12 protein-coding genes are annotated in these 11,586 nt (G+C 70.1%); 4 read left to right on the plus strand and 8 right to left on the minus strand.

The genetic code is table 11. The features are described 5' to 3' along the window. Window positions 1-22: 22 nt before the first annotated feature. Window positions 23-553 (plus strand): DNA starvation/stationary phase protection protein, encoded by a 531-nt coding sequence (locus OH802_RS03805; RefSeq protein ID WP_355018797.1) that lies wholly within the window; start codon window positions 23-25, stop codon window positions 551-553. Between the two features lie 133 nt (window positions 554-686). Here OH802_RS03805 and OH802_RS03810 read toward each other — a convergent pair whose 3' ends face one another. The 4 genes from OH802_RS03810 to OH802_RS03825 form a co-directional block, all read right to left on the minus strand. Continuing rightward, window positions 687-1,889 carry an NAD(P)/FAD-dependent oxidoreductase gene (locus OH802_RS03810; RefSeq protein ID WP_406025263.1) on the minus strand — a complete coding sequence of 401 codons (1,203 nt, stop codon included), beginning with the start codon at window positions 1,887-1,889 and terminating at the stop codon, window positions 687-689. Then, complete coding sequence (locus OH802_RS03815; RefSeq protein ID WP_406025265.1) at window positions 1,886-2,248, minus strand: non-heme iron oxygenase ferredoxin subunit; 363 nt, start codon at window positions 2,246-2,248, stop codon at window positions 1,886-1,888. The genes OH802_RS03810 and OH802_RS03815 overlap by 4 nt, the downstream gene beginning before the upstream one ends. Before the next feature lie 84 nt (window positions 2,249-2,332). After that, window positions 2,333-3,196, minus strand: coding sequence for an alpha/beta hydrolase family protein (locus OH802_RS03820; protein WP_406025267.1), 864 nt, complete (start codon window positions 3,194-3,196; stop codon window positions 2,333-2,335). A gap of 222 nt (window positions 3,197-3,418) precedes the next feature. After that, on the minus strand, window positions 3,419-4,588 hold the full coding sequence (locus OH802_RS03825; RefSeq protein WP_406025269.1) for a glycoside hydrolase family 19 protein: 1,170 nt from the start codon (window positions 4,586-4,588) through the stop codon (window positions 3,419-3,421). Window positions 4,589-4,754: 166 nt separating this feature from the next. On the opposite strand from OH802_RS03825, the gene OH802_RS03830 reads away from it, so the two are divergent. From OH802_RS03830 to OH802_RS03840, 3 genes are all read left to right on the plus strand, one after another. Continuing rightward, complete coding sequence (locus OH802_RS03830; protein ID WP_406025271.1) at window positions 4,755-5,915, plus strand: ROK family protein; 1,161 nt, start codon at window positions 4,755-4,757, stop codon at window positions 5,913-5,915. Window positions 5,916-5,988: 73 nt separating this feature from the next. Beyond that, complete coding sequence (locus OH802_RS03835) at window positions 5,989-6,399, plus strand: hypothetical protein (RefSeq protein ID WP_406025273.1); 411 nt, start codon at window positions 5,989-5,991, stop codon at window positions 6,397-6,399. Then, window positions 6,396-7,940 (plus strand): multicopper oxidase family protein, encoded by a 1,545-nt coding sequence (locus OH802_RS03840; protein ID WP_406025275.1) that lies wholly within the window; start codon window positions 6,396-6,398, stop codon window positions 7,938-7,940. Before OH802_RS03835 ends, OH802_RS03840 begins: the two co-directional genes overlap by 4 nt. Before the next feature lie 20 nt (window positions 7,941-7,960). Here the strand turns inward: OH802_RS03840 and OH802_RS03845 are convergent, their stop codons facing one another. The 4 genes from OH802_RS03845 to OH802_RS03860 all read right to left on the minus strand — a co-directional run bounded on the left by OH802_RS03845 (window position 7,961) and on the right by OH802_RS03860 (window position 11,586). Continuing rightward, window positions 7,961-8,269: a DoxX family protein gene (locus tag OH802_RS03845; protein WP_406025277.1), complete on the minus strand. Its 309-nt coding sequence runs from the start codon at window positions 8,267-8,269 to the stop codon at window positions 7,961-7,963. 85 nt (window positions 8,270-8,354) lie between these two features. Continuing rightward, window positions 8,355-8,825, minus strand: coding sequence for a carboxymuconolactone decarboxylase family protein (locus OH802_RS03850; protein WP_141802088.1), 471 nt, complete (start codon window positions 8,823-8,825; stop codon window positions 8,355-8,357). Window positions 8,826-8,912: 87 nt separating this feature from the next. Beyond that, window positions 8,913-9,794, minus strand: coding sequence for a sigma-70 family RNA polymerase sigma factor (locus OH802_RS03855; RefSeq protein ID WP_406025280.1), 882 nt, complete (start codon window positions 9,792-9,794; stop codon window positions 8,913-8,915). A gap of 85 nt (window positions 9,795-9,879) precedes the next feature. Beyond that, the gene (locus tag OH802_RS03860; protein ID WP_406025282.1) at window positions 9,880-11,586 is read right to left on the minus strand and encodes a cation:proton antiporter; all 1,707 of its coding nucleotides are present in this window, start codon (window positions 11,584-11,586) and stop codon (window positions 9,880-9,882) included.

Genomic DNA, 11,586 nt, shown 5'->3' on the forward strand with positions numbered 1-11,586 from the left:
CAATCTGGGGGACCCACCGAACATGGCCACGAAGACCGACACGAGCAGCGCCACCCACACCTCGCACCCCGCGTTCATCCCGAGCCCGGCGTTCGCGACCCAGATGCAGCGCCTGCTCGTCGATCTGACCGAGCTCAGCCTGCAGGGCAAGCAGCTCCACTGGAACGTCGTGGGCAAGAACTTCCGCGACATGCACCTCGTCCTCGACGAGGTCGTCGACGCCGCCCGCGACTTCACCGACGAGGTCGCCGAGCGCATGCGTGCGCTCTACATCCTCCCCGACGGCCGCACCGGCACCGTCGCCGAGGACACCACCCTCGCGCCGCTCCCTGCGACCGAGGTCGACACCGCGACGGCCGCCGACCTCGCCGCCGCCGCGCTCTACGCCACCTCGAAGACCGCTCGTGACATCCACGACGACATCGACTCCGAGGACCCGACCACCGCCGACCTGCTGCACGCGATCATCACCCGCGTCGAGCAGCTCGCCTGGTTCATCGACTCCGAGAACCGCGTCGCCAACCAGTCCAAGCCGGCTCAGCTGACCGTCTGAGCCTCCTCGCCCAGGAAAGGCGCCCCGCGACCTGCTCGCGGGGCGCCTTCGCTGTATCACCGAGTCGGCTCATTCTGACCACGAAGCCCGCCGAGTCGGCTCGTTCTAACGCGCCGACTCGGCACGAAAATCGTCACCGGCGCAGCAGGGTTCGTAGGCTCTGAGTCGGATCCGCGAGATCAGCGGGCCGTACATCGATCCCCCGGTCGATCAGGCGACGGGCCGCCTTGACGGCAGCCGCGTCGTCGACCGCGACCGCGCCGATGACGCGCTCGCCGCGGAGAGTGAACACCGAGAAGGGCGGCTCGCCGATGGTGCCGCGTACGGCCCTCGTGTGCTCGGCGTCGGCCGACCGCATCTCGCCGACCCCTTCGACATGGAGGCCGTAGCGATCCGACCACCACCAGGGTGCGGTGGCGGGCGGGGGCTCGGTCTCGAGGATCGTCGCCGCCGCCCGGGCGCCGTCCAACTGGGCTGCCTCCCAGTGCTCGGCGCGGTGGTGGTCACGGAGCCGGGCGCAGTCTCCGACCGCGAGCACCGACGGGTGGCTGGTCACCTGACCGGAGTCGACCAGGATGCCGCGCGAGGTCTCCAGGCCCGCGGTCTCGGCGAGGCCGGTCTCGGGGATCAGTCCGACGGCCAGGAGCACGGCGTCGAACTCTCGCGAGTCCGGCTCGCCCTTCAGCTGCACTGCGACCCCGGTCGGGGTCTCCAGCAGCGTCTCGACCGTGGTCGTCAGCGCCTCCACACCGTGGTCGGCGTGCAGGCCGTGCAGCCACCTGGCCACCTCGGTCCCGACCGCAGCGGCGAGAGGCGGATCCAGCGGATCGACCAGCACGACCTCCGCCCCCAGCCCGCGCGCGGTCGAGGCGACCTCCGCACCGATCAGTCCCGCACCAACGATCAGCAGCCGGGCCCCGGGCACCAGATGCGTACGCAGCCGGTCGGCGTCAGCCACCTCCCGCAGAACGTGGCTCGGGGATCCGATCGCGGGCAGGACCGCACGACCACCCGTCGCGAGCACGATCTTGTCGGCAGCCAGCACCCGCCCATCGGCGAGCTCGACCTCGCCGGCGTCCGGGCGGATCGCGACCGCGACGGCTCCACCGACCAGCGCGATCTCCTGGTCGGCGTACCACTGCGGCGGCTGCAGCGCGATCGACTCGAGGTCGCGAGCGCCGGCGAGATACTCCTTGGACAGCGGCGGGCGGTCGTAGGGGACCGCGTCAGCCGAGACGAGCGTCAGCTCACCGGCGTACCCCTGCTTTCGCAGCTCCGCGACCGTCGACACACCGGCGATGCCGCCGCCGACGACGAGGACCGAGGAGACCGTCACGGCCTCTCGCCGGGGAACAGGTACACCTCACCGTCGCGCACCTCGACACGGTGCGGGACGGTGTCGCGGGTGGCCGGGAGCCCGTCGACCTTGCCGGTCTTGAGGTTGAACCGCGAGGAGTGCAGGGGGCACTCGACATCGCCGTCCTCGACCCAGCCCTCGGCCAGCGAGGCGGTCTCGTGGGTGCAGGTGTCGTTGAGGGCCCAGCAGGTGCCGTTGTCGTCGCGCAGGATGGCGATGTCGTCCTCGGTGCCGGTGATGTCGGAGGAGATGGCGATCCCCTCGCCCTCCGGGATGTCGTCGACGGACGCGACGCGGATGCCTGTGCTGGTTCCGCCGTTTCCACTATTTCCGGTCATGCCCCCATCTTCCAATGCCGGACACAACGGACCGGCCACCTCCCCCGGGTGGCCGGTCCGATTTCGTGCGTCGAGACCGACGGATCAGTCCGGGCAGGTGTTGCGGTAGTCGGACAGGTTGATCGAGGTCGGCGCCGGGCAGAGGAACTGCGAGTAGCGGGTGTCGTCGTCGACGTACCTCTTCAGCCAGGTGACGAACAGGCGCCCTTGCCAGTCGTCGTCGGTGTTGGCGATGAGGTGGTCGCCGTTGTTGATCTCGCCGTACGCCTTCTCCCGGGCCCCGGTGGCGGAGGTGTAGAAGGGGATCGAGTGGGAGTCGACGGGAGCGATCGTGTCGAGCTCCGCGCCGATGATCATGGTCGGGACCTGGATCTCCGGCCAGGTCTTGTCGGTGTGCCAGGGCTGCAGAGCGACCGCAGCCTTGACCGAGGAGTCCCGCGCCGCGGCGGAGAGCGTCCCGCCGCCACCCATCGAGTGACCCGAGATCGCGATCCGGGTCTCGTCCAGCCGCGAGGCGACCGCGGACGAGGCACTGTTCTTCAGGTAGGAGACCGCCGCCAGGATCTGGGAGCCGCGGCTGTCGGGCTGGTCGTAACGGGTGTCGGTGTCGATCGCGAAGACCACGAACCCGTGCGAGGCCACCCGGCGCGCGACGGAGGAGTAGGACGACGAGGAGGCCGTGTAGCCGGGGGCGAGCACGACACCGCCGAAGGTCCCCGCCGTGGTGGAGGTGGGGTAGTAGATCGTCCCTCCGCCGAAGCCGGTCACCAGCGAGGAGACCGAGGCGGTGGAGAGGGAGAACGTGCCGTTGTCCAGGACGCTGGCCGACGTCGGGTCCGGCCCGCGCTCGTAGGGGCTCTCCGCATCGGCCGGCGCGACCAGGCCGAAGAGGGGGAGAGTGACGGCCGCGGCGACCGCGGCGATTCGGAGAGAGAGTGATCTGAGCACCGAGCATGCTCCTTCGTCCGTCCGGCCCCGGGCTGTCCGGGGATCCGGTTGCTACTCGAAGGTAGGGGCGCAGCCGGGCGACCGACACCGGCACGGAGGCAGAACCTCGTTGGGCGCTTGTCACAAAACAGAAACACGACGGCGTACGCAGGTGGGGCTGCGCACGCCGCCGTTTCTGTGCGGGATGTCGGTCAGCAGTGCTCTATTGCTTCGGGCTCCGCTTCAGCAGTACAGGTTCCCACCCGGGTCCACTCCGAGCAGCGAGGTGACCTCGGTGTAGTTGTCGACGCGGCTCTGCACCTGGGCAGGGTTGCCACCGTTGCACTCGATGGACCCGTTGATGGACCGGATGGTCTCGCCGAATCCGGCGCCGTTGACCATCGCCGCGTGCGGGGTCATGGTTCCCGGGCCGTTCTGGGTGTTCCAGTACCAGAGCCCGGTCTTCCAGGCGACCGCCGGATCGGTGGCGACCAGGTTGGGGTTGTTCAGCAGGTCGATCCCGAGCGCGTCCCCGGCGGCCTTGTAGTTGAAGTTCCAGCTCAGCTGGACCGGACCACGGCCGTAGTACTGGTCGTTGCCCGCGGGGCAGCCGTAGGACTGGTTGGGGTCGCAGTAGTGCGGGTAGTTGGCCTCGTTCTGCTCGACGACGTAGAGCAGGTCACCGGTCTCGTGGGCGACGTTGGCGATGAACGCCGCAGCCTCCCGCTTCTGCACCGCCTCGTCCCCAGCATTGGTGAATTCCGGGTAGGCGCTGAGCGCCTCGACGAGGCCTGCGTACGTGTAGAAGGGGTTGCGGTTGGGGAAGAGCTGGTTGAACTGCTCCTCGCTGACCGGGAACTCACCGGCCACCGGCGCAGGCGTCTCCGGGTCGGTCGCGGTGCCGCCGATGTTCACGTCGATGCAGGCGTAGAAGGCGTTGGTCGTGTCGGCGACGTTCCAGACCGCGAGGACCTTCTGCCGGCCGGTGAACGAGCCGAAGTCGACCTGGTGCTCGACGGTGGCCGGCGGCTGCGCGCCACCGTCGTCGAACTCGGCGATCTTGGTGCCGCCGATGAAGTACTGCCAGGTGCTGGTGCTGTGCCGGGCGCTCAGTGACCAGGTGAACGTCTGGGTCCGGCCGACGGGTGTGGCCTGCCAGTTCTTGGAGTCGTCGTCGAGCTCGGCGAACCTCGAGTTGCCGCCGGAGCAGCTGGTCAGGCCCTTCGGGCCCTCGACACTCTGCGGTTCGTACTTGATGTCCCCGCACTCGACGGTGCCGGCAGCACACTGGGCCTGCCTGCTCGGGGGGTTCGAGATGTAGCCGTGCGCACTTGCGGGGCTCGTCGGCAACATGGCCAGGACGGGCGCCAGCAAGATCCCGCCGAGAACGGCGATCTTCGTGGTAGTACGCATTCCAAGCTCCTTGATGGGGGTTGAGATGGATGGCGATCGAAGCCCCACTGTAAGGTTCCTTTACAGTTACCGTCTAGACCCAGCGTGGACAAACACCGTCGCGAGCCCTGCAATTGTTAGGTTGGCGTTCCGTACGCCACCCCGACCCCCGAAAGGAGCGCCGCCGATGTCCAGACCGCCCAAGACACACCTGATCCGCGACACCAACGACCGCGCGGCGCTCGACCTGATGCTCTCGAACGGGCCGGTGACGAAGACCCGGCTCGGCGAGCTCGTCGGCCTCTCGAAGGTGACCGCGGGACAGCTGCTGACCCGGCTCGGCGAGCGCGGCCTGGTCGAGGTCGTCGGGACCCAGCAGGGCGGTCGCGGCCCCAACGCCGCGCTTTACGGCGTGGTCCCGTCGGCGGGCTACGTCGCGGCCCTCCACATCGGACCCGACCAGATCACCGCGTCGGTCGCCGACATCACCGGCACCGAGCTGGCCACGGGTGCGCTCGACCCCCATGAGACCTCCGACCCGGTCGAGGCGGTGCGGGCCACCGTCGCCGACGCCACCCGGAGCGCCGGCATCACGATGTCGCAGCTCCGCTGCCTCTCGATCGGTACGCCCGGCATGATCGACCCGCGCACCGGCGACTTCCGCTTCGCCAACGACCTGCCGGACTGGCGCGCGGGCGTCCTCCAGGACCTCCGCCGCAGCTTCCAGCGGCCGATACTGATCGAGAACGACGTCAACCTTGCTGGGCTCGCGGAGCAGTCCGCCGGAGCCTCCCACGGCGTCAAGGACTCGGTGCTCGCCTGGATCGACCGCGGGCTGGGGCTCGCGGTGATCGTCGACGGTCGCCTCCACCGCGGGGCCGGCGGTGGCGCCGGCGAGATCGGCTATCTGGCGGTTCCGGGCGCCTCCACGCCCCACGGCACCGACAGCCCGCAGCACGCGGCCTTCCAGTCGCTGGTCAGCGTAGAGGCCATGGACATCCTCGCCCGGGCGTTCGGGCTGAAGGGCAGCGGTGTGGACTGCGTACGCGCGGCCGCCGGTGGTGACCCCGACGCCGAGCCGTTCCTCGAGGAGCTGGCCAGGAGGCTCGCCCTCGGCCTGGCGGGCATCTGCGTGGTGCTCGACCCCGAGCTGTGCGTGCTCGCGGGCGAGGTCGGGTGCGCCGGCGGGCCGGTCCTGGCCGCCCGCGTGCAGAAGGCGATCGCCGCCCTCGGCCCCAACGTCCCCACCGTCGTCCCCACCGAGATCTCCGGCGACCCCGTGCTCCGCGGCGCCCTCCAGATCGGTCTCGACACGGCCCGCGACGAGGTCTTCACCCACCAGGGCTGACCCCGACGAGGATCCGCCGGCGGTCAGGGGAACGCCCGATGCCATAGGTACCGCGGCTACATATCGTCGTGGTGTGACCCCACAGATACGCGAGCGCCGACCACGCGTCAGCCTCTTCTGCTTCCGAGCCGTCGCGGTTGTGACCGCGCTCTTCGCGATCGGGCAACCGATCTTCATCGGCTCCTACTTCGCCGGCACCTTCGAGGCGTTGGGCCTCCACTCCGCGGGCGCGGTCGCGCTGCAGGGCCTCGGGCTGCTGCTGCCGATCGCCGCGGGCGCCGTCGTGGCGATGCGTGGGCGCTGGTGGTTCCTCATCTGGTCGGTCGCGCTCTTCTTCCTCATCCATGTCCAGGCGATCCTCGGCTACACCCGGGTCCTGCAGCTGCACGTCCCGGTCGGCGTCCTCACGGTCGGCATCGCGGTGGCCGTGGCCATCGCCTCCGTGCGCCGTGGCGCCGGCAGCCCGCGGGAGGTCCGGCGATGAGGATCGGGCGACGCACTCTTCTCGGCGCCGGACTGGCCGCCCCGGTCGCCGGATCGCTGGTCGCGTGCGGCGAGGCCCCCGAGCAGACCGGACGGATCCTGCGCAGCGCGGCACGGCTGCCGAAGGCGTACGAGAGTCCGTTGCCGTTGCCGCCGGTCAAGCGGCCTTCGGGCGGGATGATCGAGATCTCCCAGCGCACCGCCTCGGTGGAGATCCTGCCCGGGCTGCGGACCGAGATGATGACGTACGACGGGGTCTTTCCCGGGCCCACGCTGGAGACCCGCCGCGGCGAGGCGGTGACCGTACGCCACACCAACTCCCTCACGCTGCCCACCGCGACGCACCTCCACGGCGGGCACACCCCGGCGGAGAGCGACGGCTGGCCGACGGATCTGCTGGTGCCGCCGGGCTTCGAGTCGCACCATGCCCACCACGCCGGTCACGAGGCCATGACCGACCAGAAGGCGCTGGTCAGAACGGGAAAGCGCGACTACCGCTATCCACTCGAGCAGCCGGCGACGACGCTCTGGTACCACGACCATCGGATGGACTTCACCGCCCCGCAGGTGTGGCGCGGGCTGGCCGGGTTCCACATCATCCGCGACGACGAGGAGGACGCGCTCTCGCTGCCACGAGGCGAGCGGGAGCTGCCGCTGATGATCGCCGACCGGGCCTTTGACGAGGACGGCACGCTGCGCTACCCGGCGCTCGACCCGGAGCTCCTCGGCGAGCCCGGGGTCGAGGATCGCTACATGGCCGGTGTGCTCGGCGACGTCATCCTCGTCAACGGTGCCCCCTGGCCCGAGGCGGAGGTCGAGGCGGCGCAGTATCGGCTGCGGCTGCTCAACGCCTCCAACGCGCGCCGCTACGCGCTGAGCCTGCGGACCTCCGACGGGCAGCCGGTGAAGCTCACCCAGATCGGCTCCGACGGCGGGCTGCTCGCGGCGCCGGTCGAGCACGGCGAGATCACGATGGCCTCCGGCGAGCGGTTCGACGTCGTCGTCGACTTCCGCTCGCTCGCGCCGGGGACGACGGTCGAGATGCGCAACCGTCTCGGCACCGGCCGCACCGCTCAGGTGATGCGGTTCCGCATCGCCCGGCGCGCGGCCGACGACGTCCGGATCCCAGGGAGGCTGGCCGACGTACCCGCGCCCGAGAAGCCCGAGGGAGCCATCGTCCGCAGCTGGCACTTCCGCAAGGCGGACGTGCACGGCCGTAGGGGCTGGGGGGTCAACGGCAAGCCCTTCGACCCGGCGGTCCCGCAGGCCAAGGTGGCGCTGGAGTCCACCGAGATCTGGGAGTTCTTCACCGACGCGCACCACCCGGTCCACGTGCACCTCTCGCCCTTCCAGGTCCTACGGCGCGGCAACCGCGGCCCGGGCCCGATGGACCTCGGCTGGAAGGACACCGTCGACGTACGCCCCTATGAGGCCGTCCGGGTCAGGGTGAAGTTCGAGAGGTACGCCGGCAGGTTCCTCATCCACTGCCACAACCTGGAGCACGAGGACATGGCGATGATGGCCGGCTTCGAGACGGTGTGACCCGCCGAGAGCCGGCCCGATCAGCCGGTGAAGGGTGCCCAAGCGAAGCGGCCGATCGCCACGAAAGCGGTCAAGGCGAGGTAGGTCGCGTCCACCAGCGGGACCAGGATCGGCGCGGTGTCGAGCAGGGCGGGCAGGATCAGGCCGACGGCGCCGAGGATCTCGAGTGCTCCGATGACCTTGAGGGTGCTGGGCCGGAAGTCGAGGACCCAGCGCGAGGCGTCGCCCATCGCCGCCATCCTCTCCCTGGGGACCAACAGCTTCCCGAAGCCGGAGAGCAGATAGATGGCGGCCATCAGGCCGGCGACGATCCACAGTGCGATGTTCATGAGTCTTCTCCTGGGCAGAATCGATGAGGTCGGTGGCCGCGGCGGACCCAGGGCCGGGTCCGCCGCGAGCCCGAGGCAAGTCGTGTCAGGCGTACTGCCCGGGCTGGTACTCGCCGCCGGGAGTCCGGGTGATCACGTTGAGGCGGTTGAAGGCGTTGATCAGGCAGATCAGGCCGACCAAGGCCATCAGCTGGTCCTCGTCGAAGTGCTTCGCCGCGTTCGCCCACGCCTCATCGGTGACACCGCTGGAGTCGGCGAGGCGAGTGCCCTGATCGGTGAGCTCCAGCGCCGCCCGCTCCGCTTCGGTGTAGACGGTCGTCTCCCGCCATGCCCCGACCAGGTTGATCCGCATCGCGCTCTCACCGGCGGCCGCGGCGTCCTTGGTGTGCATGTCGAGGCAGCCGCCACAGCCGTTGATCTGGCTGGCGCGGATCTTCACCAGCTCCTGCACGGCCTTCGGCAGTGTCGAGCCGGCGATGATCTTGTTCGACGAGATGATGTGCTTCGCCCACGCGGCCCCGATCTCGTTGCCCATGGGGTTGATCCGGCTTTCCATCTTGGGTCTCCTTCGTCTTCGGATGCTTGCACCAGTACGACGAAGGCGTTCTCCAAGAGGTAACAAACCGGGGCGTCGACGGGCGCCCTATTCGGGTCGCGGGGGCAGATCCATGGCGTCGAGGCGCTTGCGGTCGCTCACCGTCACCAGCTCGACGATCCGGCCCCCGACCACGGTGCACGCCACGAGGCCGAGCACCTTGCCGTTGGCGCCCCAGGCCACGAACCCGGGCTCGCCGTTGACGCGGACCGGGAGCGCCGAGGTCATCGAGCGGGCGCCGCGCAGGACCGGTTCGGCCACCTCGGCCGCGCCGACCGTGGTCAGCACACCCTTCGGGTGGTACGTCCGCCAGGTCACGTTCGGATCGAGCAGGGTGACGAGCCCTTCGAAGTCCCCGTTCCGTGCCGCGGCGAGAAATGCGTCGACCACGGCGCGCTGGCGCCGCGGCTCCTCCTGCGGCTGCGGGGTGCCCTGCACCTTCCGGCGGGCTCGGCTGGCGAGCATCTTCGTCGCGTCGGTGGACCGGCCGATGATCTCGCCGATCTCGGCGAACGGCACCGCGAACATGTCGTGCAGGACGAACGCGAGCCGCTCGGTGGGCGTGAGGGAGTCGAGCACCACGAGCAGCGCCAGCCCGACCGACTCGGCGAGCATCGCGTCGTCCTCGGGCGCCGCCCCGCCGTCGACGGCCACGACGAGCTCGGGCAGCCGGTCCTCGTACGACAGCTCAGGCCGGGTCTTACGCGAGCGGAGCACGTCGATGCAGACCCGCCCCACCACGGTGGTCAGCCAGCCGGCCAGGTTGTCGATCGAGGCCTCGTCCTGCCGCGCCAGCCGGATCCACGCCTCCTGCACCGCGTCCTCGGCGTCCGCCCTGGATCCGAGCATCCGGTAGGCGACCGCCACCAGACGCTCGCGCTGCTGCTCGAAGGCCTCTGCCGTTGCTTCGTGTGGACCTGATCCGGTCATGTCGTTACCTTCCTCGCGCGAGCTCCGTCATGGTGATGACGGGCCAGCAGGCGCCAAGGTAACCGTCCTGCGCCCATCCGCGGGCTCAGCTCGCGTCGAGCCGCTTCTCCATGTCGTCGAGGATCGACTCGACCCTCCGGTAGGTGTGCGAGCTGTAGGCGCCGATGCTGCGCTCGGCGGCGAGCGCGTCGCGCATCGCATCGAGGTAGCGCATCTGCAGGATCATCGTCTGCTCCATCACCGCGGGCCTGAGTCTCGGCGTCTCGCGCACACCCGCGAGCACCCGCGGGAGGATGCTGTCCTTGAGCTTGGTCACCAGCTTCGGGTCGATCGGCTCGCCGTCGATGGTCTGCGACTCCAGCGGTCCGAGGGTGTCGATCGCATCCTCACCGACCTGCCGCAGCAGCGCCCGGAACGCGTCGTGCCGATCCTTCGAGGACTCACCGGGAAACCGCATCCGGCGGATCACCGCCGGGAGCGTGAGGCCGAAGAGCACGAGCGTGATGAGCGCGACCAGGAAGGCGGCGAGCACCACGGTCGCGCGGTGGGAGGTGCCGACCGGGATGGTGTGGGCGGCGGCGACCGTGACGACGCCACGCATCCCGGCCCAGCCGATGATCAGGAAGCCACGCCTGGTGATCGGCTCGCGCTCCTCGAAGTCGATGTCCGCCCGGCCCCGCGCCAGCCGCCGCCGGGCCGAGGTGATCCGGGCGTCCTCCCGGTCGTCGGCGGGGGTCAGCGAGTCGAGCTTCTCCTCGAACTGGTCGAGGCGGGTGCGTACCTCTTCCTTGTTCTCCTCCCGGTCCCTGAGCGCGGGCCCGGCGAGCCCGAGGAACCGGAGCGCGACGAGCAGGCCGACCACGATCAGGACCAGCCCGGCCATCTCGCCCATCGTGGTCTCGCCTCGGGCGGCGTCGACGAGCGCGGGCAACTGGTAGCCCATCGCCAGGAAGACGCCGCTCTCCAGGATGAAGTTGAACGTCGTCCAGGTGGTCGCCTGGGTCTGCCGGTCGCGGGCGCTGAACCGGCGGCTGCCGAGCCCACCCGTCACCAGCCCGGCGACGACGACGGCGAGCACGCCCGACGCGTTCAGCTCCTCGGCCGGGAAGTAGGCGATGAACGGCACCGCGAACGAGATCGTCGTGTTGAGCACCGGATCGTCCAGGCGCTGGCGGAGCAGCACGGTGAGCCAGCCGACGACGGCGCCGATCACGAGCGCGCCCAGCACCGCCCAGCCGAACTCCAGAGCCGTACGTCCCAGCGAGAACGAGCTGGCCGCCGCGATCCCCGCCACGGCCGTCCGGAGGACGACGAGGGCGGAGGCGTCGTTGACCAGGCTCTCGCCCTCCAGCACGGTCATCACCCGCGGCGGCAGCCCGACCCGGCGCCCGATCGCCGTCGCCGCCACCGCGTCGGTGGGGCTGACGACCGCCCCGAGCGCGACCGCGAGCGGGAAGGAGATCTCCGGGAACAGCCAGTGGACGACCGCCCCGATCGTCAGCGCCGAGACGATCACCATCACGACCGAGAGCCAGCTGATCAGCCGGAGGTTCCGCCAGAAGTCGATCACCGGCAGGTTGACCGCGGAGGAGTAGAGCAACGGCGGCAGTACGCCGGCCAGGATCCATTCCGGATCGAGCTCGATCTCCGGCGCCCCCGGCAGATAGCTCGCCCCGATCCCGAGCCCCACGAGCAGCAGCGGCGCCGCCACTCCCGTACGCCGCGCGAACACCGACGCCGCGATCATGATCGCCAGCGCCACCCCGACGATCAACAACACCCGATGGTCCAT

Source organism: Nocardioides sp. NBC_00850 (assembly GCF_045207335.1).
Lineage (GTDB): Bacteria > Actinomycetota > Actinomycetes > Propionibacteriales > Nocardioidaceae > Nocardioides.